Origin of the sequence: Halomonas flagellata, assembly GCF_022487945.1 — a bacterium.
GTDB lineage: Bacteria > Pseudomonadota > Gammaproteobacteria > Pseudomonadales > Halomonadaceae > Halomonas > Halomonas flagellata.
Window position 1 is genome coordinate 40,376 of the sequence record NZ_JAKVPY010000005.1, and the last position, 24,392, is coordinate 64,767.

At 66.2% G+C, this 24,392-nt stretch carries 20 protein-coding genes; 8 read left to right on the top strand and 12 right to left on the bottom strand.

Annotation, left to right across the window (positions count from 1 at the left end; translation table 11 throughout):
• The first annotated feature begins 16 nt into the window (after window positions 1-16).
• Genes MKP05_RS05235 through MKP05_RS05260 form a run of 6 tightly spaced genes read left to right on the top strand, consistent with a single transcriptional unit; the run spans window position 17 to window position 5,907 of the window.
• Complete coding sequence (locus MKP05_RS05235; RefSeq protein WP_240567344.1) at window positions 17-2,815, top strand: monovalent cation/H+ antiporter subunit A; 2,799 nt, start codon at window positions 17-19, stop codon at window positions 2,813-2,815.
• Window positions 2,815-3,156, top strand: coding sequence for a Na+/H+ antiporter subunit C (locus tag MKP05_RS05240; protein ID WP_110283528.1), 342 nt, complete (start codon window positions 2,815-2,817; stop codon window positions 3,154-3,156). The genes MKP05_RS05235 and MKP05_RS05240 overlap by 1 nt, the downstream gene beginning before the upstream one ends.
• Window positions 3,153-4,673: a monovalent cation/H+ antiporter subunit D gene (locus MKP05_RS05245; protein ID WP_240567345.1), complete on the top strand. Its 1,521-nt coding sequence runs from the start codon at window positions 3,153-3,155 to the stop codon at window positions 4,671-4,673. Before MKP05_RS05240 ends, MKP05_RS05245 begins: the two co-directional genes overlap by 4 nt.
• A 1-nt stretch (window position 4,674) precedes the next feature.
• Window positions 4,675-5,178 (top strand): Na+/H+ antiporter subunit E, encoded by a 504-nt coding sequence (locus tag MKP05_RS05250; RefSeq protein WP_110283530.1) that lies wholly within the window; start codon window positions 4,675-4,677, stop codon window positions 5,176-5,178.
• Window positions 5,175-5,444 carry a K+/H+ antiporter subunit F gene (locus MKP05_RS05255; protein WP_240567346.1) on the top strand — a complete coding sequence of 90 codons (270 nt, stop codon included), beginning with the start codon at window positions 5,175-5,177 and terminating at the stop codon, window positions 5,442-5,444. The genes MKP05_RS05250 and MKP05_RS05255 overlap by 4 nt, the downstream gene beginning before the upstream one ends.
• A 16-nt stretch (window positions 5,445-5,460) precedes the next feature.
• On the top strand, window positions 5,461-5,907 hold the full coding sequence (locus MKP05_RS05260) for a Na+/H+ antiporter subunit G (RefSeq protein ID WP_240567347.1): 447 nt from the start codon (window positions 5,461-5,463) through the stop codon (window positions 5,905-5,907).
• Between the two features lie 76 nt (window positions 5,908-5,983).
• On the opposite strand, the gene MKP05_RS05265 is transcribed toward MKP05_RS05260, so the two are convergent.
• The 4 genes from MKP05_RS05265 to aptA all read right to left on the bottom strand — a co-directional run bounded on the left by MKP05_RS05265 (window position 5,984) and on the right by aptA (window position 11,399).
• The gene (locus tag MKP05_RS05265; RefSeq protein ID WP_240567348.1) at window positions 5,984-6,424 is read right to left on the bottom strand and encodes a DUF411 domain-containing protein; all 441 of its coding nucleotides are present in this window, start codon (window positions 6,422-6,424) and stop codon (window positions 5,984-5,986) included.
• A 306-nt stretch (window positions 6,425-6,730) separates the two neighbouring features.
• Window positions 6,731-8,230 carry a CoA-acylating methylmalonate-semialdehyde dehydrogenase gene (locus MKP05_RS05270; protein WP_240567349.1) on the bottom strand — a complete coding sequence of 500 codons (1,500 nt, stop codon included), beginning with the start codon at window positions 8,228-8,230 and terminating at the stop codon, window positions 6,731-6,733.
• Window positions 8,231-8,422: 192 nt separating this feature from the next.
• Window positions 8,423-9,913, bottom strand: a complete 1,491-nt coding sequence (locus tag MKP05_RS05275; protein ID WP_240567350.1) for a CoA-acylating methylmalonate-semialdehyde dehydrogenase — start codon at window positions 9,911-9,913, stop codon at window positions 8,423-8,425.
• 142 nt (window positions 9,914-10,055) lie between these two features.
• On the bottom strand, window positions 10,056-11,399 hold the full coding sequence (aptA, locus tag MKP05_RS05280) for an omega-aminotransferase AptA (protein ID WP_240567351.1): 1,344 nt from the start codon (window positions 11,397-11,399) through the stop codon (window positions 10,056-10,058).
• A 173-nt stretch (window positions 11,400-11,572) separates the two neighbouring features.
• Here aptA and MKP05_RS05285 point away from each other — a divergent pair, with 173 nt between their 5' ends.
• Window positions 11,573-12,493: a LysR family transcriptional regulator gene (locus MKP05_RS05285; RefSeq protein ID WP_240567352.1), complete on the top strand. Its 921-nt coding sequence runs from the start codon at window positions 11,573-11,575 to the stop codon at window positions 12,491-12,493.
• A gap of 52 nt (window positions 12,494-12,545) precedes the next feature.
• Here MKP05_RS05285 and MKP05_RS05290 read toward each other — a convergent pair whose 3' ends face one another.
• The 8 genes from MKP05_RS05290 to MKP05_RS05325 all read right to left on the bottom strand — a co-directional run bounded on the left by MKP05_RS05290 (window position 12,546) and on the right by MKP05_RS05325 (window position 23,047).
• Window positions 12,546-14,828: a heavy metal translocating P-type ATPase gene (locus tag MKP05_RS05290; protein ID WP_240567353.1), complete on the bottom strand. Its 2,283-nt coding sequence runs from the start codon at window positions 14,826-14,828 to the stop codon at window positions 12,546-12,548.
• A 77-nt stretch (window positions 14,829-14,905) separates the two neighbouring features.
• The gene (locus tag MKP05_RS05295; protein ID WP_240567354.1) at window positions 14,906-15,565 is read right to left on the bottom strand and encodes a Spy/CpxP family protein refolding chaperone; all 660 of its coding nucleotides are present in this window, start codon (window positions 15,563-15,565) and stop codon (window positions 14,906-14,908) included.
• Window positions 15,566-15,969: 404 nt separating this feature from the next.
• Window positions 15,970-17,529, bottom strand: a complete 1,560-nt coding sequence (locus MKP05_RS05300; protein WP_240567355.1) for a bifunctional aminoglycoside phosphotransferase/ATP-binding protein — start codon at window positions 17,527-17,529, stop codon at window positions 15,970-15,972.
• A gap of 69 nt (window positions 17,530-17,598) precedes the next feature.
• A complete protein-coding gene (locus MKP05_RS05305; RefSeq protein ID WP_240567356.1) occupies window positions 17,599-18,597 on the bottom strand; it encodes a methylenetetrahydrofolate reductase in 999 nt (332 codons plus the stop codon).
• Between the two features lie 129 nt (window positions 18,598-18,726).
• On the bottom strand, window positions 18,727-20,136 hold the full coding sequence (ahcY, locus tag MKP05_RS05310) for an adenosylhomocysteinase (protein ID WP_240567357.1): 1,410 nt from the start codon (window positions 20,134-20,136) through the stop codon (window positions 18,727-18,729).
• A complete protein-coding gene (metK, locus tag MKP05_RS05315) occupies window positions 20,133-21,341 on the bottom strand; it encodes a methionine adenosyltransferase (protein WP_240567358.1) in 1,209 nt (402 codons plus the stop codon). Before metK ends, ahcY begins: the two co-directional genes overlap by 4 nt.
• An 18-nt stretch (window positions 21,342-21,359) precedes the next feature.
• Window positions 21,360-22,235: an SAM-dependent methyltransferase gene (locus MKP05_RS05320; RefSeq protein ID WP_240567359.1), complete on the bottom strand. Its 876-nt coding sequence runs from the start codon at window positions 22,233-22,235 to the stop codon at window positions 21,360-21,362.
• Window positions 22,232-23,047, bottom strand: coding sequence for a glycine/sarcosine N-methyltransferase (locus MKP05_RS05325; protein WP_240567360.1), 816 nt, complete (start codon window positions 23,045-23,047; stop codon window positions 22,232-22,234). Before MKP05_RS05325 ends, MKP05_RS05320 begins: the two co-directional genes overlap by 4 nt.
• Window positions 23,048-23,486: 439 nt before the next feature.
• Between MKP05_RS05325 and MKP05_RS05330 the strand changes: the two genes are divergently transcribed.
• On the top strand, window positions 23,487-24,350 hold the full coding sequence (locus MKP05_RS05330; RefSeq protein ID WP_146218673.1) for a WD40/YVTN/BNR-like repeat-containing protein: 864 nt from the start codon (window positions 23,487-23,489) through the stop codon (window positions 24,348-24,350).
• Window positions 24,351-24,392 lie beyond the last annotated feature (42 nt).

Below are 24,392 nucleotides of genomic sequence, written 5' to 3' on the forward strand. Positions count from 1 at the left end.
GGGAGCCCGCGGTTTCATGACGCTGCTGCTGATCGTCACGCTGCCCCTGCTCGGTGCCCTGCTGACCAGTGCGACGGCCCGCGCCCGGGACCTGCGGTTCTCGGCCCTCGTCGCGGCGCTGGCCCCCGTGACGGTGCTGGCCCTGGTGCTGTCCCAGTTGCCCGCGATCCTGGCCGGCGAGGTCATCGCTGCCGAGTGGCGCTGGATCGAGGCCATCGGCCTCACGATCGCCTTCCGCATGGATGGGCTGGCCATGCTGTTCGCCCTGCTGATCGTCGGCATGGGCCTGCTGGTGATGCTGTATGCGCGCTATTACTTTGCCGGCAAGCACGGGGGAGCCCATTTCTATGTCCTGACGCTGGTGTTCATGGCGTCCATGCTGGGCATCGTCACCTCGGGCAACCTGCTGTTCATGCTGGTGTTCTGGGAAATGACGAGCCTGGTTTCGTTCCTGCTGATCGGCTTTCATTCGGATCAGCGCCCGGCGCGCCGTGGTGCCCGCCTGACCCTGGTGATCACCAGCGGCGGGGGGCTGGCGCTGATGGCCGGTGTCATCCTGATCGGCCAGGTGGTGGGCAGTTTTCAGCTGAGCGATGTGCTGGCGGCCGGCGATACCCTGCGCGATCACCGCCAGTATCCGTTGATCCTGTCCCTGGTGTTGCTGGGGGCCATGACCAAGTCTGCCCAGTTTCCCTTTCACCTGTGGCTGCCGCATGCCATGACCGCGCCCACGCCGGTGTCTGTCTATCTGCATTCGGCGACCATGGTCAAGGCGGGGATCTTTCTCCTGGCCCGGCTGCATCCGGTGCTGGCGGAAACGCCTCTCTGGCTGTACAGCGTCTCCACCGTGGGCATGGCGACCCTGCTCACCGGCGCCTTCGTGGCGATGTTCAAGCACGACACCAAGGGGCTGCTGGCCTACTCCACGGTCAGCCATCTGGGGTTGATCACCCTGCTGCTGGGCATGGGCACCAGGATGGGGTTGATCGTGGGCCTGTTCCACCTGCTGAACCACGCCCTGTTCAAGGCACCGCTGTTCATGATGGCGGGCATCGTCGAGCAGTCGACCGGCACACGGGACATGCGTCGCATCAACGGCATGTGGCACTTCATGCCCTATCTCGGCGTGCTCACCGGCGTGGCCGCCGCCTCCATGGCCGGGCTGCCGCTGCTGAACGGCTTTTTGAGCAAGAAGATGTTCCTTGCCGAGACCCTGGTCTCGCCGTTCTCCGGCGTGCTGGCCTGGCTCACCCCCTCCCTGGCGGCCTTGGGGGGGCTAGCGACCGTCGCCTATTCGGCGCGCATCTTCCATAACGTCTTCTTCAACGGGGCACCGCGGGACCTGCCCATCTGGCCCCCGAAAGCGCCAGGAGTGGGCATCCTGATACCCGTGACGCTGCTGTCCGCCGCCTGCATCCTGGTCGGCATCGTGCCGCAATACGTGGTGCATACGCTGCTGAAGATTGCCGCCGAGGCGGCGCTGGGTGATGACTTGCCCCAGTACAATCTCGGCCTGCTGCACCACTTCAACCTGCCGTTCCTGATGAGTGCCCTGGCGCTGACGGGCGGCCTCGCCATGTACCTGGCAAGACGGCAGCTTTTCGCCATCTATGACCGGCTGCCCGAGGTCGATGCCAAGGAAAATTTCGAGTGGTTGATGCTGCAGGCGGGGACCTTCGCCGAACGGCTGGTGCACCGGCTGGAGAACGGCTCGGTGCAGCGCTATATCGCGCTCGTGCTGCTCAGCGCCCTGATCACGATGGGCTCGGCCCTCGCCAGCATGACGGAGTGGCGCGGTCCCGAGGCACTGACTCCCCTCGATCCCATGACCATATTCGGTACCGTGCTGCTGATGGTCTCCGCCCTGGGGGTGGCCATCGGCCACCGCAACCGTTTCCTCGCCCTGTTGCTCACCGGGTCCGCCGGACTCTTCGTCACCCTCACCTTTGCCCGTTTCTCTGCGCCGGACCTGGCCCTGACGCAGCTGTCCGTGGAGGTGATGGCGGTGATCATCATGATGCTGGCCCTGTCCTTCCTGCCGCAGACGACGCCGCCGGAGTCCTCCGTCCCGCGGCGCGTGCGCGATCTCGCGCTCGCCGGCGTGAGTGGCCTGGGCATGGCCACCCTGGCCTACGCGGTCATGACCCGCCCGACGCAGAGCATCTCCGGGTTCTTCCTGGCCCGTAGCGTCCCGGAGGGCGGCGGCACCAATGTGGTCAATGTGATCCTGGTGGACTTCCGCGGCTTCGATACCCTCGGCGAAATCACGGTACTGGGGATTGCCGCCGTGGCCGTCTTCGCGCTCACCCGCAACCTGCAACTCAAGGAACGGGTGCCACAGGAGCAGGGGCAGTACTGGGCGTCCGAGCCCCATCCCATGATTCTCAGGATGATCGCCCGCCCCATCCTGCCGGTCACGATCATGGTGTCGGCCTACATCTTCCTGCGGGGGCACAACATGCCCGGAGGCGGGTTCATCGCGGGACTGATCACGGCCGTTGCCCTGTCGCTGCAATACATGGCGGGCAGCCTGGCCTGGGCCCATTCGTGCATGCTGACTCCCTTCCGTCCCCTGGTCGGTGGCGGCATCCTGCTGGCCGCACTCACCGGCCTGGGCAGCCTGGCAGCCGGCGCGCCTTTCCTGACCAGTTGGTTCGGGCACTATCGACTGCCGGTGCTGGGCGACTTCGAGCTTGCCACCGCGCTGCTGTTCGACCTTGGCGTCTTCATCACGGTGGTGGGGGCGACCCTGCTGATCCTGGCCAACATGGGCAAGCTCATGACCCTGCAAGGGCCGGGGAAGGAGATCGGCTGATGGAAGTATTGTTTGCCGCCGCCCTGGGGGTGCTGACGTTCTGCGGTGTCTACCTGCTCCTGCGCGCCCGCACCTTTCCGGTGGTGTTGGGCCTGACCCTGCTGTCCCATGCCGTGAACCTGTTTCTCTTCGGCATGGGCCGCCTGGCCCTGGAGGCGCCCCCCGTCATCGGCGCAAGCAGCCATCAGGCCGACCCGCTCCCCCAGGCCCTGGTGCTGACCGCCATCGTGATCGGCTTTGCCATGACCGCCTTCGTGGTCGTGCTGGCCCTGCGTGCCGCGGTGGAACTGCGCAGTGATCATGTGGATGGGGTGGATCCGGACGAGGACTGGCGCCCATGAACCACCTGCTCATCCTGCCGGTGCTGATCCCGCTGTTGGCCGGTGCCTTCCTGGTGATTGCCTTCGCCGTCCCGCTGGCGCTTCAGCGCCTGATCAGCCTGCTCAGCACGGCGCTGCTCGTGCTGATCGCGTGGCTGCTGTTCGAGCAGGTCATGGCGGGGAATCATGTGCTGTATACGCTGGGGAACTGGTCGCCGCCGTTCGGGATTCTCCTGGTGGCGGACCGCCTCAGTGTCCTGATGTTGCTGATCACCGCCGTGCTGGCGGCGTTCTGCGTCCTGTACGCGGGTCGCGGGGACGACACCCGAGGTGCCCACTTCCACGCGCTGCTGCAGTTCCAGCTGGCGGGCATCAACGGTGCCTTCCTCACCGGCGACCTGTTCAACCTGTTCGTCTGCTTCGAGATCCTGCTGATCGCGTCCTACGCCCTGCTGTTGCATGGCGGCGGCATCGCGCGCTGCCGGGCCAGCCTGCATTACGTGATCCTGAACCTGGTCGGGTCGGCGATGTTCATCATCGGGGTCGGCATCCTCTATGGAGTGACCGGTACCCTGAACATGGCGGACCTGGCGGTACGCGTGGCCAATGCCCCCGCCGAAGACCTGCCGTTGCTGACCGCGGCCTCGCTGCTGTTGCTGGTGGTGTTCGGCATCAAGGCGGCCCTCTTGCCCCTGCTGTTCTGGCTGCCTCGGGCCTACACCGCCGCCAGCGCTCCCGTCGCGGCGCTGTTCGCCATCATGACCAAGGTCGGCGTCTACGCCATGCTGCGTGTCTTCAGCCTGATCTTCGGCCTGGAAACGGGCCTGGTCGGCACCATCGCCTGGCAGTGGCTATGGCCCCTGGCACTTGCCACCCTGGCGCTCGGTGGCATCGGGGTACTCGGGGCGATCAACCTGCGCAACCTGACCGCCTACATGGTCATCGTCTCCGTCGGGACCCTGCTGGCAACCCTGGCGCTGGGCAGTCGGGACGCCCTCGCCGCCGGGCTCTTCTACCTGATTCATTCCACCCTGATGACGGCGGCCTTCTTCCTGCTGGCCGACCTGATCGCCCGGCAACGCGGGGCAGCCGCCGACCATATGGTGATTGCGGCGGCCATGGCGCATAAGCGTACCCTGGGGATCGTGTATTTCGTCGGCGCCATCGCGCTTGCCGGCTTGCCGCCTTTCAGCGGCTTTGTCAGCAAGGTCTGGATCCTGCAGGTGGCCGGCGGTACGGACCGTCAGGCCTGGTTATGGGCGTTGCTACTGATTGCCGCCTTCATGATCCTGATCGCCCTGAGCCGGGCCGGCAGCAAGTTCTTCTGGCGGCAGTCCGGTGAGCCCCCACTGCGATTGCGGGTGGACCCGGCAAGGCTTGGCGTCGTGATCACGATGTTGCTGGGCAGTGTGATGCTGTCCGTGGCCGCCACTCCCGTCATGTCGCTCATGCTGGATACCGCCGACGCCGTCCTGTCGCCCGGTGCCTACGTGGAGGCGGTCGAGGCGGCGGCTCGACAGACAGGGGGGGAACGCTGAGATGGGAGTCCTTCGGCAATTGCGTTACTGGTGGCCCCGGCCACAGTTTTCCCTGTTTCTGCTGGTGCTGTGGCTCTTGCTGATGAACACCCTGAGCCTGGCCCAGCTGCTGACCGGTGCCTTCCTGGGCTGGTTGATCCCCTTCCTGACCCAGCCGTTCTGGCCGGAGCGCCCCCTCCTGCACCAGGCGTGGCGGCTGGTGCCGTACTTCGCCCACCTGCTGTGGGACATCCTCAAGTCGAACGTCACGGTGGCCTGGCTGATTCTGCTGCCTCCGAGGCGACTCCGGCCCGCTTTCATCCGCTACCCCGTCATCCTGACGGATGAGTTCGCCCTCGCCATGCTGGCCAGCACCATTTCCCTGACCCCGGGCACGGTCTCGGCCGGACTCAGTCCGGACCAGAAAACCCTGCTGATCCATGCCTTGCACGTGGTGGACGAAGAGGCCCTGATCCGCCATATCCACACCCGTTACGAGCAACCCTTGAAGGAGATTCTGGAATGATCGCCGCCGTCCTGCCGTTGGCCCTGCTGCTGTTCAGCGTCAGCCTGTTGCTGAATCTCTATCGACTGCTGCGCGGGCCAGACCTGACCGATCGCATCCTGGGACTGGATACGCTCAACATCAATGCCATCGCCGTGATCGTGCTGGCGGGCATCTACATGGACACCACCATCATCTTCGAGGCGGCCATGCTCATCGCCCTCATGGGCTTCGTGGGAACCGTGGCCATGACCAAGTACCTGGTGCGTGGTGACGTCATCGAATGACCGCTAGGAGGGGCCCATGAACATCCCGCTCTGGCTTGACGCGTTGATCGCGGCGCTGTTGTTGATCGGTGCCGTTGTGGCCACCCTGGGCTCGGTGGGGCTGGCCCGCATGCCGGATTTCTACATGCGCCTGCACGGTCCGACCAAGGCGAGCACCCTGGGGGTGGGCTGCACGATGCTGGGCTCACTGCTGTATTTCAGTGCCGCCGGCAAGGGCATCAGCGTGCAGGAGGTGTTGATCACGGTCTTCCTCTTCGTCACGGCACCGGTGAGCGCCCATGTGATGGCCCGTGCGGCACTGCATCGTCGGGTGGCGTGCAGTGCCCATACCCGTCATCCCCCCTGGCCCGAGATGGACCATCCCCCGGAGACACCATCGCCTGCGACCCGAGGGGATGCCCGCCATGCCCCTCCGTCGACCCCGGGGGAGGTCTCCGACACTCGGACCCGGGGCGGTTCATGAGGCTGGAGATCGCCGGACACCCCCACAACGAAGTGCCGCTCCTGGCAGCGGCGCTTCGCGTTGTGACCCGGCGAGGTCACAGCGTCATGAAGGGCGAGGGTTCCTGGTCGGTGAACTGGTAGATGTCCCAGTCGCCCTGCTTGGGGCCGGGCATGCCCGGGGTGCCGATGGGCATGCCGGCCAGGCCGATGCCGCCTATAGGGGGGCGCTCCTCGAACAGCTTCTCGACGGCGGCCAGGGGCACGTGGCCCTCGATGGCGTAGCCGCCCATCAGGGTGGTGTGGCAGGCGCCGAGCCCGTAGGGCAGCCCGGCCTGCAGCTTGATGCTGCCCACCTCGACGTCGTCGACAATGGTGACCGAGACGCCCATCTCCTCCAGGTGACGGGCGTAGTCGTCGCAACAGCCGCACTGCGGGTTCTTGTAGAGGGTGGCCTCGTCGGGCAGGGCGGCCTGGGCCGCGGTAGAGCCCAGCAGCAGGGCGCCTGAGAGCAGCAGGGACATGGCAGGGCGGTTCATGAGCGGTCTCCCGAGTGGGGGGGTGGAACGGAGCGAGGTGAAGAGGTACTCGATCAGCGAGGCGAAGTGTCTGCGTATTCAACCGCGTCAGCCCGGAGCTTGCCTTGACCCAGCGCAAGGGTGCAAGGGGTCCCCCTCACGCTCTCCATCCCCGGATAAGAAGCGGAGTTCACCAAGGGCTTGAATGAAAAAGAATATTAACCCGGCGATTTCGTCGGGTTAATATCTATCGAAACTAGTATGGAGTCGACACGACGTGGGTCGTTTATCCTACAGGCGTTGATGCTTGCAAGATCCGAACCGAGGTTACTCCATGGTCGGCATGACGAAGTCCGCTCCGGCACGGATGCCGGTCGGCCAGCGAGACGTAATGGTCTTGAGCTTGGTATAGAAACGTATGCCTTCGGGGCCGTGCATGTGATGGTCGCCGAAGAGCGAGGCTTTCCAGCCCCCGAAGGAGTGGAACGCCATCGGTACTGGAATCGGCACATTGATGCCGACCATACCGACCTGAATCTGGTGGGCAAACTCACGGGCCGCATCGCCGTCGCGGGTAAAGATCGCAGTGCCGTTACCGAACTCATGCTCGTTGACCCAGCGTGCGGCGGTTTCGTAGGAATCCGCTCGTGCCACGGCGAGTACCGGCCCAAAAATCTCTTCCTTGTAGATCTTCATATCGGTCGTGACATGATCGAACAGGCTGCCGCCGATGAAGTAGCCGTTTTCCTGCCCCGCTGCCTTGAGTTCCCGGCCGTCGACGATCAGCTTGGCGCCTTCTTCTACCCCAGAGGCAATATAGCCGCGCACCCGCTCGAGGTGCTCGCGCGTCACCAGCGGGCCCATGTCCGAGGTAGTGTCGGTACCCGGTCCAACCTTGAGCTTCCGTACCTTGGCTTCGAGCTTGGCGACCAGGGCATCGGCGGTTGCCTCGCCAACGGGAACCGCGACGGAAATCGCCATGCAGCGCTCGCCGGCCGAACCGTAGGCCGCCCCCATGAGCGCATCGACGGCCTGGTCGAGATCGGCGTCCGGCATGATGATCATGTGGTTTTTGGCGCCCCCCAGTGCCTGGCAGCGCTTGCCGGCGCGTGCTGCGGTTTCGTAAATGTAGCGGGCGATCGGTGTCGAGCCGACGAAGCTGACGGCCGCGATGTCCGGATCGGTCAGCAGGGCGTCGACCGATTCCTTGTCGCCCTGAACGACATTGAAAACGCCATCGGGCAGGCCCGCTTCCTTGAGCCACTCGGCGATCAGAAGGGAGGCCGAGGGGTCTCGCTCCGAAGGTTTCAGGATGAAGCAGTTGCCGCAGGCCAGGGCAACCGGGAACATCCACATCGGCACCATTACGGGGAAGTTGAAAGGGGTGATGCCGGCGACGATGCCCAGAGGCTGCCGCAACGCATGGCTGTCGACTCGGGTGCCGACGTTCTCGGTGACCTCGCCCTTGAGCAGTTGCGGCGCACCCACGGCGAACTCGACGACTTCCATGCCGCGCTGAATTTCGCCTTTGGCATCGGAGAGTACCTTGCCGTGCTCGGCGGTGATCACGGACGCCAGTTCGTCCATGCGTTCTTCCAGAATGCCCAGGAAGCGGTTGAGGATGCGGGCGCGCCGTAGCGGGGGGGTGGCGGACCAGGCGGGAAAGGCCTGCTTGGCAACCGCGACGACTTCACGTACTTCCTCGGTGGTGGCCAGTAGCACGGTGCCGGTCTGTTCACCGGTTGCGGGATTGAACACCTGGCTGGTACGCGTGCCTCGGCCCGTCTTCTCTTCACTGTTCACGAAGTGGTTGATTGTGCGTGGCATATCAGTACCTCGATCAAAGTGATTGTCAAGGTGGATCGCACTAGTGAAGTATAGACGCGATAGATGTGTGAAACCGAATGAGCTTGCGATCGAGGCCGCTTCTACTCTTACCATCCACGACAAAAAAGCCGAATCAGGTCTCCTGATTCGGCTTTGATCGTGAGATCACCTCATCTCAAGCGACTGGTGTGCTCAGGACGGGAAGGAGAACTGCGCGCCCTCGCGCACCCCGGCCGACGGCCAGCGCTGGGTGACGGTCTTGCGCTTGGTGTAGAAGCGCACGGCATCCGGGCCGTAGGCGGCCAGGTCACCGAACAGCGAGCGCTTCCAGCCGCCGAAGCTGTGGTAGGAGACCGGCACCGGCAGCGGCACGTTGATACCGACCATGCCGACCTGGATGCGGTCGCTGAAGTAGCGGGCCGCCTCGCCGTCGCGGGTGTAGATGCAGGTGCCGTTGCCATACTCGTGATCGTCGATCAGCTGCATGGCCTCTTCCATGGAGCCGGCGCGGACCACCAGCAGCACCGGCCCGAAGATTTCCTCGAGGTAGCAGGTCATCTCGGGGGTCACGCGGTCGATCAGGGTGCCGCCGACGTAGAAGCCGTTTTCAAAGCCCGGCACCTGGACGCCGCGGCCGTCGACGACGATCTCGGCGCCCTGCGCCTCGGCGCTGTCGATGTAGCCGCAGACCTTCTCCTGGTGGGCCTTGGTGATCACCGGACCGAAGTCGTTGCCGGCGTCATGGAAGGGGCCGACCTTGAGGGTCTGCATCTGCTCCTGCATCTTGGCGATCAGCGCGTCGGCGGCCTCGTCGCCCACGGCCACCGCCACGGACAGCGCCATGCAGCGCTCGCCGGAGGAGCCGAAGGCGGCCCCGGTCAGGGAGTTGACCACGTTGTCCATGTCGGCGTCGGGCATCACGATGGCGTGGTTCTTGGCGCCGCCCAGGGCTTGGCAGCGCTTGCCGTTGGCGCTGGCGCGGGAATAGATGGTCTCGGCGATCGGCGTGGAGCCGACGAAGCTGACCGCCTGCACGCGGGGATCGTCGAGCAGAGTATCGACGGCTTCCTTGTCGCCGTTGACCACGTTCAGCACGCCGGCGGGCAGGCCCGCCTCCAGGGCCAGCTCGGCGATGAAGAGCGTCGAGGTCGGGTCGCGCTCGGAGGGCTTGAGCACGAAGGTGTTGCCGGTGGCGATGGCCATCGGGTACATCCACAGCGGGACCATGGCCGGGAAGTTGAACGGCGTGATGCCGGCGACCACGCCCAGCGGCTGGAACTCGCTCCAGGAATCGATGCCCGGGCCGACGTTCTTGCTGTGCTCGCCCTTGAGCAGCTCCGGCACGCCGCAGGCGTATTCCACGTTCTCGATGCCGCGCTGCAGCTCGCCCTTGGCATCGTGGACGATCTTGCCGTGCTCCTGGCCGATCAGCCGGCAGATCTCGTCGGCATGCTTTTCCAGCAACTGCTTGAAGCGGAACATGACCCGGGCGCGCTTGGCGGGGGGAGTGTCGCGCCAGGCCGGAAAGGCAGCCTGGGCGGCGGCGATGGCGTCCTCGACGGTGGCCTGGCTGGCCAGGGCGACCTGGCCCCCCACTTCGCCGGTGGAGGGGTTGAAGATGTCCTGGGTCCGTGCGGCGTCTTCGACACGAGCGCCGTTGATCAGATGGCCAAGCGTGGTCATGGTGATACCTCTCTAAGTCGTCGTTGTGAGTAAAGTCGTGAGCTCGGTTTGCTGTTGGCTCGGTATATTCCGCTGAGGGCTCTCTTCAGCTCGGGAAGGCTCTCTGCAGGTCGCTGAGGGCTCTCTCCAGCCCGCTGATGGCTCAGTCCAGTTCGCCGATGGCGTCGCCAAGGACGTTGACGAGGCGATCGATCTCGTCGCGCTCGACGGTGAAGGGCAGGCCGAGCTGGATGGTGTCGCCGCCATAGCGCACGTAGAAGCCCTTGTCCCAGCACTTCATGGCGATCTGGTAGGGGCGCAGGGCCGACTCGCCCGGGAAAGGCTCGATCTGCAGCGCCCCGGCGAGGCCGTAGTTGCGAATATCGCTGATGTAGCGCGCGCCCTTGAGGCTGTGCAGCGTCTCTTCGAAGATCGGCGCCATAGTCTTGACCCGCTCGATCAGGCGGTCCTGCTCGAGCACCTCCAGCGTGGCCAGGGCCGCGACACAGGCCACCGGGTGGCCCGAGTAGGTGTAGCCGTGGGGTAGCTCGAGCATGTGGTCGGGCCCGCCCTGTTCCATGAAGGTCTGGTAGATCTCGTTCTGGACGATGACCGCGCCCATGGGCACCGCGCCGTTGGTCAGCTGCTTGGCGACGTTCATGATGTCCGGCACCACGCCGAACTCCTCGGCGCCGGTCATGGAGCCCATGCGGCCGAAACCGGTGATGACCTCGTCGAAGATCAGCAGGATGTCGTGCTGGTCGCAGATCTCGCGCAGGCGCTTGAGGTAGCCCTTGGGCGGCGGGATCACCCCGGCGGAACCGGCCAGGGGCTCGACGATGACCGCGGCGATATTGGAGGCATCGTGCAGGGCGATCAGTTCCAGCAGCTCGTCGGCGCGCTCGGCGCCTTTCTCGGGCATGCCCTTGGTGAAGGCGTTTTCCGGCAGCAGGGTATGAGGCAGGTGGTCCGCATCGACCCCCTGGCCGAAGATGGTGCGGTTGGCCCCGATGCCGCCCAGGCTGAAGCCGCCGAAGTTGACGCCGTGATACCCCTTGGAGCGGCCGATCAGCTTGGTCTTGGTGGCCTTGCCCTTCTTGCGCCAGTAGGCACGGGCGATCTTCAGCGAGGTGTCGGCACTCTCGGAGCCGGAGCCGGTGAAGAACACGTAGTCGAGGCCCGGAGGCGTCAGCTCACGGAGGCGGTGGGCCAGCTCGAAGGCCTTGGGGTGGCCGAACTGGAAGGCCGGCGAGTAGTCCAGCTCGGCGAGCTGGCGGGACACCGCCTCGGTGATTTCCGGGCGGCAGTGGCCGGCGCCGCAGGTCCAGAGGCCGGAGAGGCCGTCGAAGACCTGGCGCCCCTGGGCATCGGTCAGGTAGCTGCCCCGGGCGCCGGTGATGATCCGCGGATCACGCTTGAACTGGCGGTTACCGGTGTAGGGCATCCAGTAGGCATCCAGTTGCTCGGGGCTCAGACCAGCGGTCTGTGGGAAATGTTGATCTGACATGGCCGCACCCTCTGTTGATATCGCCGTTGTCGGAGGTTCTGTAGGGCATGCTAGACCCGGCTACCGGTAAGTTAAATCTAGATATATTTAATCTCATGAAAGTCATTGTTTAACTTTCTGCCTCGGCGTGGGTATCCTCGATACTGCATGTCGTCGAAAGGAGGGAGGTGCCGATGCCACCCCGAAGGGAGGCCTTGACGGGCCAGCCGAGCGATGCCGATCTTCGGCTGTTGAGGATCTATCGCAAGGTCGTGGAATGCGGTGGCTTCTCGGCTGCCGAGGTGGAACTCAATATCAGCCGTGCCGCCATCAGCATGGCGATGAACGATCTGGAGACACGACTCGGCCTGCGGCTCTGCCAGCGGGGGCGTAGCGGCTTTTCCCTCACCGACGATGGCGCCGAGGTCTACGAGGCCGTGCTGCAGCTGCTGGCGGCGGTGGAAGGCTTCCGCACCCGGGTCAACGGCCTCCACGCCTGGCTCAAGGGGGAGCTCAATATCGGCATCACCGATAACCTGGTGACCATGCCTGAGATGCATATCACCGATTCGCTCAGCGCGCTCAAGAAACGCGGCCCGGATGTGCGTATCAACATCCGCATGATACCCCCCAGCGACATCGAGCTGGCCGTCCTGGATGGTCGCCTGCACACGGGAGTGATCCCGGCGTTCAAGACCCTGCCCGGGCTGCAGTATCTCTCGCTTTACGAGGAGGCCTCGCAGCTGTATTGCGCCTCCGATCATCCCCTGTTCGACGCCGAGGGAGTGACGGAAGAACAGCTGGCGAACTGTGATGCCGTGTTACCCGCCTACGCCCAGGCCCCTGAGATCAAGGCGTCGCATGGGCCCCTCAGGGCGGCCGCTTCCGCTACCGACCGCGAGGGCATCGCCTTCCTGATTCTCTCCGGCCGCTATATCGGTTACCTGCCGACCCACTACGCCGACAGGTGGGTACGCGATGGCCGGATGCGCGCCCTGAATCCTGACAGGTGGCACTATCTCACCCATTACAGCGCCATCACCCGCAAGGGGGCGCCTCCCAACCTGGTGCTGGAAAGCTATCTCGAGGAGCTGGATCGCCTGGCCAAGGAGTGACAGCGGCCGACCGTCACGTACCCCGCCCGGCAGTGCGGTGAAGGACGTCGAGTCATGAGCCGTCTCCCTTGGGCTGCTCGCGGGCATAGCGCTGCTTGAGCAGCAACGAATTGCCGATCACCGACAGTGAGCTGGTGGTCATGGCGATAACACCGATCATCGGGTGCAGCAGGCCGGCGGCGGCGATGGGAATGGCGGCCACGTTGTAGCCGCTGGCCCAGATCAGGTTCTGGACGATCTTGCCGAAGGTGGCGCGGGAGAGGTGCATGGCGTCGACCACTCCGGTGAGCTCGCCGCGCACCAGGGTCACGTCGGCGGCCTCGATGGCCACGTCGGCGCCGGCGCCGATGGCGATGCCCACGTTGGCCTGCTTGAGTGCCGCCGCGTCGTTGATGCCGTCGCCGACCATGGCCACATGGTTGCCGTGCTTCTCCTGCAGTTTGCGGATGGCGTCGACCTTGCCCTCGGGCAGCACGCCGGCCTGGACCTCGTCGATCCCCACCTCGTCGGCCACCGCCCGGGCGGCGCGCTCGTTGTCGCCGGTGATCATCACCACATGCAGGCCCAGGGCATGCATGCCGCGGATGGCCTCCATCGACTCCTCCTTGAGGGTGTCGGCCACGGCGACGATACCGCACGCCCGGCCCTCGGCGGCGACGATCACCACGGTGCGCCCCTTGCCCTCGAGCGCCTGCATGTCGTCGCCCAGGGCGTCGAGGCCGGTCACCCCTTCCTCTTCCAGCAGGCGGCGATTGCCGATCAATACCTGCTCGCCGTCCACCTTGCCGGACACGCCGCGCGCGCCGGTGGAACGGAACTCGCTCACTTCGCCGGGGGCGATGCCGCGTTCCCGGGCGCCGTCGACGATGGCGCGGGCGATGGGGTGCTCGGAGGCGTTCTCGACGCTCGCCGCCAGGGTCAGCAGGCGGGTCTCGTCGCCCCCTTCGGCGGGGATGGCGTCGGTCAGCTTCGGCTCGCCGCGGGTGATGGTGCCGGTCTTGTCGAGCACCATCACCTTGACGTCCTTGAAGGTCTGGATCGCCTCGCCGGAACGGATCAGGATGCCGCGCTCGGCGCCGATGCCGGAGCCGACCATCAGGGCCGTGGGGGTGGCCAGGCCCAGGGCGCAGGGGCAGGCGATGACCAGCACGGCGATGGCAGCGAGTATCGCCAGCACCGGCGTGGTGGCCCCCGGATTCACCCAGGGCAGGAAGGTGGCGCCCCAGTCGAGGATCGGGCGCAGGGCCTCCGGAAACAGCGCCCAGACGATCAGGCTGGCCAGGGCGATGAGCAGCACCGCCGGCACGAAGCGCCCGGTCATGCGGTCGGCGAACTCCTGGATCGGCACCCGCGAGCCCTGGGCCTGGTCGATCAGGCGCACCACCTGGGCGAGGAAGGTATCGCCGCCGACCCGGGTGGCCTTCACCCGCAGCCGCCCCTCCTTGTTGATGGTGGCGCCGATCACGCCGTCGCCGGTGCCCTTGTAGACCGGTATCGACTCGCCGGTGGCGAGGGACTCGTCGAGGTGGCTCTCGCCCTCGACCACCTCGCCGTCGGTGGGCACCTTGTCGCCGGGGCGCACGATCATGATGTCGCCGGGCGCGAGCTCCTTCACCGGGACCTCGATCTCCTCGCCGTCGCGCTCCACCCGCGCCGTCTTGGCGCCCAGGGTCAGCAGGCGGCGGATCGCCTGGGAGGCACGCCCCTTGGCCAGCGCCTCCAGGTAACGTCCCAGCAGGTGGAAGGTCATGATGGTGGCGGCCATCTCGATGAACGAGGTCATCGGGTAGACGAAACCGATCAGGCCAATCAGGTAGGGGGGCAGGCTGCCCATGGAGATCAGCACGTCCATGTTGAAGGTGCCGTTCCTCAGCGAGCGCCAGCTCGAGCGGTGGGTGGCGATGCCGCCGTAGAGGAACACCACCGGGAAGGCCAGCACGGCGATGATCGCGAGATACCCCGGGATCGGCTGCCAGAACATGTGCGGCATCATCAGCAGCATGATCAGGGCGGTGGGCACCGCGGCGATGATCAGCCGCTTGCGGGCCTGGCCGAGGTAGGCTTCCTCGATCCCGGCCTCGTCGGCGCTCTCCTCCTCGCGTTCGTCGTGGACCGCCGCCACGTCATAGCCGGCGCCCTCCACGGCGACCTTGAGTGCCTCGCCATCGGGACCGTTTTCGCTGGTGGCTACCCTGACATGGTGATTGGCGATATTGGTCTGGATTTCGCCGACGCCCTCCAGGCGCTCGAGCGTCTTGCGCACGATACCGGCACAGTGATCGCTGCCCATGCCGGGGACCGTCAGGGTTATCGTTCTCAGGGTCATGTCGGCCATTGCTATCCTCCTGATGGAAGGGCCGAGCGGGCGACCGCCACGCGATCGCCCGGTTCAGGGGGGGGAGAGAACGGCGATCAGCGATGGGAGTCGTTGTCGTCAGGGTTCCCTGCAGGAGGCGCAGCCTCCTGCAGCTGCTGGCGCTGTTCATCGGTGAGCAGGTCGTGCATGGCGTTACGCATCCGGACCATCTCGGCCATCATCTCGCCTTGCAGTTCGGCCATGCGCGCGTGCTGTTCCTGCACGGCCACCGGGTCGGGGCGCGAGTCGCGCATCACGGCCATCAGGTCCTCGCGCAGGTTCATCATCTGTCCCATGCGCTCGAACTGGGCGGGGCGGTGTTCTCGCATCAGCTCGCGCATTTCGTCGCGCTGCTCGGGGGTAAGCAGCGACATCATGCCCATGCCTTCGGCCATCATCGGGCAGGGCATCATGCCCCCGCCCATCATTCCGCCCATCATGCCGGGGCCCATGCCACCCTGGCCGTGACCCATCATTCCGCCCATCATGCCGGGGCCCATGCCGCCCTGGCCGCCGCCCATCATTCCCCCCATCATGCCGGGGCCCATGCCGCCCTGGCTGCCGCCCATCATTCCCCCCATCTTGCCGGGGCCCATGTCGCCCTGGCCGCCGCCCATCATGCCGCCTGGCATGCCCTGGGCGATGGCGAAACCGGCGCCACCGGCACCGAGTGCCAGGGCCAGGCCGAGAGCGAGGGTGCGCTTGCGAGTGTTCATGGTGTTTCTCCTTGCGGGCACGCTGGCCCATCATGCGGTTGTCGCTGGATGCGTTGCGGCGGGATGCCGTGAAGTAAGTGAGGCAGGTCGTGCGGCCATGGTCCGTCAGGCGCCGTCGCGCTCGAGTCGGGCGGTGAATCACTCAGGATCGGAATCGTCGGGTCGACAGGCGCCGGGGCGGGCTCGGGGCGAGCCCTCGGCAGGCCGCTGACGGCAGCCACACGCGGAGCCTTGACCGGGCCGGCTTCGGGCAGGGTGGAGGGTCGTCACGCCGGGCTCCTGTGGTGTGACATGCCACCTCAGCATAGTCGAGGCACCCACCGTCGCCATTGACCTGTATCAAGCGAAAGGCCGGGAATGAACCTGTGTGAAGGGCATGGGTTACTGTTTTGGGTGATTTTTGGTCAGAGTGCGCACTGTTCGCGGATCCGGCTCGCCAGGTCGTCCACGGCAGCCTCGTCCGTCGTGTCCACCTCCAGGCTGTAGGCGCGCTCCGCTTCGCTGATGGATTGTGCCCAGGCTTGCTGGCGCTCCATGATGGATTCATCCGCCTCGGAAGGGTCCGTGCCTTGGGCCGCCCTGGCCCGCAGCCAGTGCCGGCGTTGGCGTTCGGGGGCCGTGCAGGCCAGCAGCCGATGGGGGATGTTGCGGGAGGCGGCCACCTCGATCAGCTGGTCCCGCTCCGCCCGCTGCAGGGCCGCGGAATCGACGATCACGGAATAGCCGGCCGCCAGAGCATCGGCGGCGAGTGCCGAGAGGCGCTCGTAGGTCTCACGCGAGGCCCGGCGGGTATAGATATCGAGTTCGGGCTGGGCGTGGCTGTTGGCGAGCGTCGCCAGGCCAAACAGGCGCTTGCGTTCCACATCGGAGCGCAGCCAGACCAGGTTCAATGACTCGGCCAGCCGCTGACTCAACCAGCTCTTCCCGCTGCCGGATACTCCGGTGGTCACCAGCAGGCAGCGGTGACGCGGCGTCGCATAGCGCTCCGCCAGGTCGATATAGGAGTGGTAGTGGTCGAGCAGCGCCTGCTTGTCCGCCTCGCTCAGGTCGGGGTTGCCCCGGCTCAGCAGTGCGATCTTGGCCCGTACGGTGGCGCGGTAGGCCTTGTAGAAGCCGAGCAGGGGCAGGCAGTCGAAGTCACCGCTGAGCTGCAGGTGGCGGTTCAGGACCCGGTTGGCCAGCTGCGGCGAGCCGCGATGCTCCAGGTCCATGAGCAGAAACGCCAGGTCGTTGCAGGTGTCGATCCAGCGCAGCCCATCACTGAACTCGATACAGTCGAACACCGTGACCCGGTCCCGGTAGAGGGTGATGTTGCTCAGGTGCAGGTCACCGTGACATTCGCGTACATGGCCGTCGCGATGGCGCCGTGCCAGGTGCGGCGCCAGCCGCTCGAAGGTCTCCTGGTTCCAGGCGGCCAACCGGCCCAGCTGATCGCGTTGCGTTGCCGTCTCCAGCAGGGGGCGGATCTGCTGGAAGTTCTCCTCGGCATCCGCACGCACCCGCGCCGGCGTCCCCAACTCGTCGTGGGTGGCGGGCAGTCGTGCATGGAAGTCGGCGATCTGGTCGGCCAGTTCATCCAGGTGCGATGCCTGCAGGCGCCCCGCGTCATGCAGTGCATCGAGCATCTGCGCGGTGTCGAACTGGTGCATGCGGATGGCGTACTCGAAGGCGTCACCCTGGCCGCCGAGCCGTGGGGCGGCCGGGCTGCCGGTAATGGGCACGACATCCAGGTACAGCTCCGGGGCCAGGCGGCTGTTCAGGCGCACCTCCTCTTCACAGAAATGCCGGCGCCGCTCCAGGGTGGAAAAGTCGAGAAAGCCGAAGTCCACCGGCTTCTTGATCTTGTAGGCGAACTCGCCGGTCAGCAGGACCCAGGAGATATGGGTCTCGTGCAGGGTGAAGTCGCTGACCGGGTGGTCGTAGCAGTGGGGGGCTTGCAGTGCCTGAATCAGCTCGCGACTCATGGTGACACTCTCCTTCCTTTGTCTTGTCTAGTCGGCTCGTCGGGCTCGGCCTTACGCCGGGGGCTTTCGCTACGGACCCTGGCGGCGATACTCGCCGGGGGGGAGCCCCGCCTGCCGTGCCGTCAGGGCAGGACTCGCAGCGCCCGCCCAGTGGTCGCGGCCGTCGCGCAGTGCCTGGGCGAGCCTGATCGTGGTCGCTGCCGGGATGGCACCGATCGGTGCGAGGTTGATACCCAGCGGAGAGGCAGTCCCGGTGGCGGCCGCGTGATGGGCGAGGCGCGCCCAGGTGTCGTGGATGTGCCACAACGAGCGCTCGGTCACCGACTCGGGGCCGCGGGTGAGCCACGTCTCCAGCTCGTCGGAGAGGCTCACCCCCAGCCAGTGCAGGAAGTGGATGCTGCGCGCGGAGCGCACGGGCGCGAGCGAGATGAGGAGGCCGGGGGGGCGTCGGCCGTGCCTGGGCTCGCCGAGCACGTCGAGCAGCGCGGTGAGCTCCTCGGCGTGGAAGATCACCTGGGTGGTGAAGAAGTCCGCACCGGCGGCGACCTTGTGTTGCATTCGTTCGGCCTCCCCGCGGCGCGTGGGGATGCAGATGTTGCCGATGCGCATCCGCGGCGCGTCGAGCCGCTCACGCAGCAGGCGGTTGGCCTCGGGGACCGACGGGCCCGGATAGGTGCGGTCGCTGCGCTCGCCGCCGACCAGCACGAAGCGACGGACACCGTAGCGCTCCCAGGTTTCCCGGAACCATTCGAGCTGGCGCTCCGCCTCGAGGTGGACCACCACCCGGTTGATGATGCAGGGGAGGTCGAGGCGCTCCTGGATGTACCGGGCGAGCAGGCGGGGTTCCACGCGGGGCGCGAAGGGCCGGCGCCGCTCGCCCTTGTGGCTCCGGGAGCGCTCTTCGTGGATCTCCGGGATATTGACGGCGTCCAGGCCGAGCACGCGGTGCAGGCCGGCGATCCGCTCCAGCGTCGCCTCGATGCCGCTTTCCCCCTGGCCGAGTTCCGGTGGCACGGCCTCCAGGACAAGTTCGGTGGGTGGCGCCGGGCGGTTTACCAAGCTATCCATCAGCATCCCCTCCTCTCGGGTGAGTGGATGTCCACTTCCTGCGCGCTTCGGAGACCGGGAAGCGGGCCTCTCGATCTGCAGTCCACTGCCGGATCCGCTAGCCCCTGTCAGCAGATGGCCGGCGGCGCCTCAGTAACGGTAGTACTCGGGCTTGAACGGCCCCGCCACCGGCACGTCGATATAGCGTGCCTGCTCCTCGCGCAGGACGCTGAGGTGGGCGCCGATCTTCTCCAGGTGCAGCCGGGCGACCTCCTCATCGAGGTGCTTGGGCAGCACGTGGACCGCCTGGCCGTACTCGCCCCGGTTAAGGTGCAGGGCCAACTGGGCGAGCACCTGATTGGTGAAGCTCGCCGACATCACGAAGCTCGGGTGCCCGGTGGCGCAGCCCAGGTTCACCAGCCGGCCCTCGGCGAGCAGGATCACCTTCTTGCCGTCCGGGAAGGTGATGTGGTCGACCTGGGGTTTGATGGTGTCCCACTCGTAGCGACGCAGGCTGGCCACGTCGATCTCATTGTCGAAGTGGCCGATGTTGCACACGATGGCCTGGTGCTTCATGGCCGTCAGGTGCTCATGGGTGATCACGTGGTAGTTGCCGGTGGCGGTGACGAAGATGTCTGCCAGGGGGGCGGCCTCTTCCATGGTCACCACCCGGTAGCCCTCCATGGCCGCCTGCAGGGCGCAGATCGGATCGACCTCGGTGACCCAGACGGTGGCGCCGAGGGACCTGAGGCTCTGGGCACAGCCCTTGCCCACGTCGCCGTAGCCGGCCACCACGGCGATCTTGCCGGCGATCATCACGTCGGTGGCGCGCTTGATGCCGTCCACCAGCGATTCGCGGCAGCCGTAGAGGTTGTCGAACTTGGACTTGGTCACCGAGTCGTTGACGTTGATGGCCGGGAAGGGCAGGGTGCCCGCTTTCTCCATGGCGTAAAGGCGCTTGACGCCGGTAGTGGTCTCCTCGCTGACGCCGCGCAGGGCCTGCTGCACCCGGGCGTAGAAGCCGGGCCGGTGGGTCAGGCGCCAGCGGATGGCGTCGAACAGCGCGCGCTCCTCGTCGCTGCTCGGATTGTCGAGCAGCGAGGGATCCTGCTCGGCCTTGGCGCCCAGGGTGACGGCGAGCGTGGCGTCGCCGCCGTCGTCGAGGATCAGGGTGGGCTCGCCGCCGGGCCACTCCAGGATGCGGTGGGTGTACTCCCAGTACTCCTCCAGGGTCTCGCCCTTGTAGGCGAACACCGGCACGCCGCGCTCGGCGATCGCGGCGGCGGCGTGATCCTGGGTCGAGTAGATGTTGCAGGAGGCCCAGCGCACCTCGGCGCCGAGTTCGAGCAGGGTCTCGATCAGCACGGCGGTCTGGATGGTCATGTGCAGCGAGCCGGCGATGCGCGCGCCCGCCAGTGGCTGCTCGGCACCGTACTTCTCGCGCAGCGCCATCAGGCCGGGCATCTCGGTCTCGGCGATGGCGATCTCCTTGCGGCCCCAGGGAGCCAGGGCGGGGTCGGCGATAACGGCTTCCTCGCGCTTTTCAGCGACCAGGTTCATGGTGTCACTCCGTGTCGGAATTGAGTGTCGTTGTGGTGGTGGATAGGGGAAGCCGCCGCCTCGCGCAGGGCCTCGGCCTTGTCCGTGCGCTCCCAGGTGAAGGTCTCCTCCTCGCGGCCGAAATGGCCGTACACCGCGGAGGGTCGGTAGATGGGGCGCACCAGGTCGAGCATCTTCAGGATCCCGAACGGTCGCAGGTCGAACAGCTCCCGCGCCAGCTCCACCAGCCGCGTCTCGGAGACCTTGCCGGTGCCGAAGGTCTCGACGTGGATGGAGGTGGGCTGGGCCACGCCGATGGCGTAGGAGACCTGGATCTCGCACTTGTCCGCCAGCCCCGCGGCGACGATGTTCTTGGCCACGTAGCGGCAGGCATAGGCCGCGGAGCGGTCCACCTTGGAGGGATCCTTGCCCGAGAAGGCGCCGCCGCCGTGGCGAGCCATGCCGCCGTAGGTATCGACGATGATCTTGCGCCCGGTGAGGCCGCAGTCGCCCACCGGACCGCCGATGACGAACTTGCCCGTGGGGTTGATGAGATAGCGCGTGCGCTCGTTGAGCCAGGCCGCGGGCAGCACCGGCTTGATGATCTCCTCCATGACCGCTTCCCTGAGGTCGTCCTGGGTGATGCTCTCGGCGTGCTGGGTGGAGAGGACCACGGTGTCCACCGCCACCGGTGCCCCGTCCTCGTAGACCAGGGTGATCTGGCTCTTGGCGTCGGGGCGCAGCCACGGCAGTACCCCGCGGCGACGCACCTCGCTCTGGCGGCGCATCAGGCGGTGCGCATAGGTGATGGAGGCGGGCATCAGCACGTTGGTCTCGTTGCAGGCGTAGCCGAACATCATGCCCTGGTCGCCGGCGCCCTGGGCCTCCTCGGTGTCCCGGTCCACGCCGCCGGCGATGTCCGGGCTCTGCTTGCCGATGGCATTGAGCACGGCGCAGGTGGCGCCGTCGAAGCCCACTTGGGCGCTGTCGTAGCCGATGCCGGAGACGGTCTGGCGAGTGAGCGCCTCGAGGTCGACCCAGGCGGAGGTGGTGATCTCGCCGGCGATGATCACCATGCCGGTCTTGACCAGCGTCTCGCAGGCCACCCGGGCCCGCGGGTCCTGCTCGATGATCGCATCCAGGACGGCATCGGAGATCTGGTCGGCGACCTTGTCCGGATGCCCCTCGGAAACCGACTCTGAGGTGAACAGATACTGTCTGGTCATGGTGCCCTCTCTTGTTTTTCAGATGGCCGCGCGGTTCGGCTTGCGAAACAGGAAGATGCCCCAGCGCAGGTGGCCGTTGCGCCCCCCCTCGACCCAGTGCTGGAGGCCCCGCTTCATGCGCTCGATGTAGTCGCGGCTGACCACCTGGGCGACCTCGTCCTCGTGCTCGGTGAGCACCTCGTGAATGCGCCCATAGTGGGTGGCGATCATCTCCGATGCGTCGTCGAAGGCCAGCTCCTCGAGGCCGAGTTCGGCCAGCGTTTCCCGGTAGAAGCCCGGCGAACCCAGCGTCTCCAGGTGAATGCGGGCCAGTATCGGCGCCAGCGCCTCGGACGGGCAGTCGTCGTCCTGCATGGGGTCGGTGAAGATGAAGTGCCCGCCGGGGCGCAGTACCCGTACCGCCTCCTCCAGCACCTTCCGACGGTCGCCACTGTGCAGGATGGCGTCCTGGGACCAGACCACGTCGAAGGCGTCGTCATCGAAGGGCAGGTCCTCGAAGCTGCCGTCGATGACCTCCACCAGGGCGTCCACGCCCTGTTCACGGTTCTGCCGGCGACCGCGTTCGTTCTCTCGCTCGCTGAGGTTGAGCGCGGTGACCCGGCAGCCGAAGCGGTGCGCCAGGTAGCGCGCCGAGCCGCCGTAGCCGGCACCGATGTCCAGTACCCGGGTAGTGGCGTCCAGGCCCGGCAGGCGTGTCGCCATCTCGGCGATGGTGCGGCGGCTGGCGTCATAGACCGCCTCCCGGGGGTGGTGGTAGAGGCCCACGTGGATGTCCTCGCCCCCCCAGACCAGGGAGTAGAAGTTATCCGCGTCGTCGCTGTTGTAGTACTCGCGGGCCGTCTCCACCGCGGGTGAATAGGTCCGGTATGCGACCTGATCCATGAGCTTGTTCATGAGATTGGCTCCCGATAACCTTTCTGTGCCACGTGAATGAAAAAGTCCGGCTCGCTATCCCGGTAGGTCTCCTGAAAGTCTCCGTAGGTGTCCACCTGCTGGAACCCGACCTCCTGCAGCAGGCGCCGGGTATACGCCTTGCGCAGCGGGTACATGTTCAGGTGGTAGGTGGAGTGGTCCGGAAAGGTGTAGCGGAAGCGGGTCAGGCCCTCGTCCACGTACTCCGGGCTGACGGAGACATGGGTGCCGCAGTAGTAGTAGGTGTGCTTGCCGGAATAGCCGACGTCGAGGATGGCGTCGTAGTTGCGCTGGTCGAGAATCAGCAGGCCGTCGTGCTTGAGGGTGGCGTAGAACTCGGCGAGCGCCTTGCGGCGATCGTGTTCCGAGAACAGGTGGGTGAAGGAGTTGCCCAGGCAGATGATGGCGTCGTAGTGGTCGTGGATATCGCGATTGAGCCAGCGCCAGTCTACCTGGACGGTGCGCAGGATATGGCCTCGTGCACGCGCGTTCTCGAACGCCTTGGCGAGCATCTCGGGGCTACCGTCGGAACTGACGACCTCGAAACCCGCCTCGATCAGCCGCACCGAATGAAAGCCGGTGCCGGTGGCCACGTCAAGCACGCTCCTGGCGCCGTGCTCACGCAGCATGTTGATGAAGAAGTTGCCCTCGCTCTGTGCCCGGCTCTCCCAATCGATGAGCTCGTCCCACTTGTTGACGAAGCCCTCGATGTACTCTCGCTGGTAGTGGCCTGTCTCCCGACAGGCGACGGGGTCGGGGCCAAAGTCCTGATACAGTGATAATGAGTGTTTCATTCAGCGCCCCCTTGCAGACAGGGAACCTCTGCCTAGCCCGCCTGTTGCTGCACCACGGGCCATCCGTCCCTGCCATGCTCATCGTGGCGTTTCGGTAGCCTGCCGGCCTTGTGACTCGACAGGCTCGTGGCCGGTGTCTGTCATTTCGGGTGACAACGAACGTGACGCACCCCGCTGCCGGGAACCGTTTCGACAGGACAAGGCGATCACAGCGTTGTCGCAAAGAGAAAGATAGACGGCGTGAGCAGACAAGCAAGTGGTATCGAAATAGTGTTTGGGATTTCTGCCGGCTTGCCGCCTCGACGCTCGGCGCGGCGACTCTCCGATAGCCGGGCGAAGGTGTCGGGCGCTGTTCTGAAACGCCTGTCTTTCGTGAGCCTGGCGACTGGCTCTGCCACTGGCATATCATCGTTCATCGAAACACGACACGGATACGACCATGACTCCATTTCGCCTATATCCCCTGTTGATGCCCTTGCTGGCGCTGGCCCTGGTCGCCTGCCAGTCGGAGCCGGAGGGCATCACGCTCGACGCCCTGCGCCAGCAGACCCATATCCATGGGCTGGCCTTCGACCCCACCGACAGCGAACGGATCCTGCTGGCCACCCATCACGGCTTCCATGTGGTCGGCGCCGATGGCCTGGCACGCCAGGTCTCCCACGAGACCCATGACTTCATGGGCTTCACGCCGCACCCACAGGAGGCCGAGACGCTCTTCGCCAGCGGCCATCCGGCGCGTGGCGGCAATCTCGGTGTGCTGGTCTCCGGCGACGGTGGCCAGAGCTGGGAGCAGCGCTCGACGGGTGTCGACGGTCCGGTGGATTTCCACCAGCTGACCGTCAGCGCGGCCGACCCGGAGGTGCTGTACGGGGCCCATGCCCGACGGCTGCAGGTCAGTCGCGATGGAGGCCATACCTGGCAGGTGCAGGGCCCTGTGCCGGACGGACTGATCGGCCTGGCGGCATCCGGCCGTGATCCGGACCATCTCTATGCCGCGACCGAATCGGGGCTGTTCATGAGCCCGAATGGCGGGCAGCGCTGGCGCCAGCTGCACCCCGAGCGTCGCCCCGTCAGCCTGGTGGCGGCCGATGGCGAGGCGCTCTACGCCTTCATGCTCGGTGTCGGCCTGATCCGGGCCGAGGAGGCCACCCGCCAGTGGGAGGAGGTGAGCCGCGACTGGGGCGAGCGCTACCTGATCCACCTGGCGGTGGACCCCGAGGATCCTGCCCGTCTGGTGGCGGCGGATGACCAGGGCCGGTTGCTGCTCAGCACCAACGGCGGCCAGGACTGGTCGACCCTGTAAGCCGGCTCGAGCCCGGAAGGCCGCGCTCGCGCCGGGGCCGGG

Bases quoted from the DNA above. Each gene is read 5' to 3' on its own strand.
- MKP05_RS05235 (WP_240567344.1), top strand. From the start codon at position 17: ATGACGCTGCTGCTGATCGTCACGCTGCCCCTGCTCGGTGCCCTGCTG.
- MKP05_RS05240 (WP_110283528.1), top strand. From the start codon at position 2,815: ATGGAAGTATTGTTTGCCGCCGCCCTGGGGGTGCTGACGTTCTGCGGT.
- MKP05_RS05245 (WP_240567345.1), top strand. From the start codon at position 3,153: ATGAACCACCTGCTCATCCTGCCGGTGCTGATCCCGCTGTTGGCCGGT.
- MKP05_RS05250 (WP_110283530.1), top strand. From the start codon at position 4,675: ATGGGAGTCCTTCGGCAATTGCGTTACTGGTGGCCCCGGCCACAGTTT.
- MKP05_RS05255 (WP_240567346.1), top strand. From the start codon at position 5,175: ATGATCGCCGCCGTCCTGCCGTTGGCCCTGCTGCTGTTCAGCGTCAGC.
- MKP05_RS05260 (WP_240567347.1), top strand. From the start codon at position 5,461: ATGAACATCCCGCTCTGGCTTGACGCGTTGATCGCGGCGCTGTTGTTG.
- MKP05_RS05265 (WP_240567348.1), bottom strand. From the start codon at position 6,424: ATGAACCGCCCTGCCATGTCCCTGCTGCTCTCAGGCGCCCTGCTGCTG.
- MKP05_RS05270 (WP_240567349.1), bottom strand. From the start codon at position 8,230: ATGCCACGCACAATCAACCACTTCGTGAACAGTGAAGAGAAGACGGGC.
- MKP05_RS05275 (WP_240567350.1), bottom strand. From the start codon at position 9,913: ATGACCACGCTTGGCCATCTGATCAACGGCGCTCGTGTCGAAGACGCC.
- aptA (WP_240567351.1), bottom strand. From the start codon at position 11,399: ATGTCAGATCAACATTTCCCACAGACCGCTGGTCTGAGCCCCGAGCAA.
- MKP05_RS05285 (WP_240567352.1), top strand. From the start codon at position 11,573: ATGCCACCCCGAAGGGAGGCCTTGACGGGCCAGCCGAGCGATGCCGAT.
- MKP05_RS05290 (WP_240567353.1), bottom strand. From the start codon at position 14,828: ATGGCCGACATGACCCTGAGAACGATAACCCTGACGGTCCCCGGCATG.
- MKP05_RS05295 (WP_240567354.1), bottom strand. From the start codon at position 15,565: ATGAACACTCGCAAGCGCACCCTCGCTCTCGGCCTGGCCCTGGCACTC.
- MKP05_RS05300 (WP_240567355.1), bottom strand. From the start codon at position 17,529: ATGAGTCGCGAGCTGATTCAGGCACTGCAAGCCCCCCACTGCTACGAC.
- MKP05_RS05305 (WP_240567356.1), bottom strand. From the start codon at position 18,597: ATGGATAGCTTGGTAAACCGCCCGGCGCCACCCACCGAACTTGTCCTG.
- ahcY (WP_240567357.1), bottom strand. From the start codon at position 20,136: ATGAACCTGGTCGCTGAAAAGCGCGAGGAAGCCGTTATCGCCGACCCC.
- metK (WP_240567358.1), bottom strand. From the start codon at position 21,341: ATGACCAGACAGTATCTGTTCACCTCAGAGTCGGTTTCCGAGGGGCAT.
- MKP05_RS05320 (WP_240567359.1), bottom strand. From the start codon at position 22,235: ATGAACAAGCTCATGGATCAGGTCGCATACCGGACCTATTCACCCGCG.
- MKP05_RS05325 (WP_240567360.1), bottom strand. From the start codon at position 23,047: ATGAAACACTCATTATCACTGTATCAGGACTTTGGCCCCGACCCCGTC.
- MKP05_RS05330 (WP_146218673.1), top strand. From the start codon at position 23,487: ATGACTCCATTTCGCCTATATCCCCTGTTGATGCCCTTGCTGGCGCTG.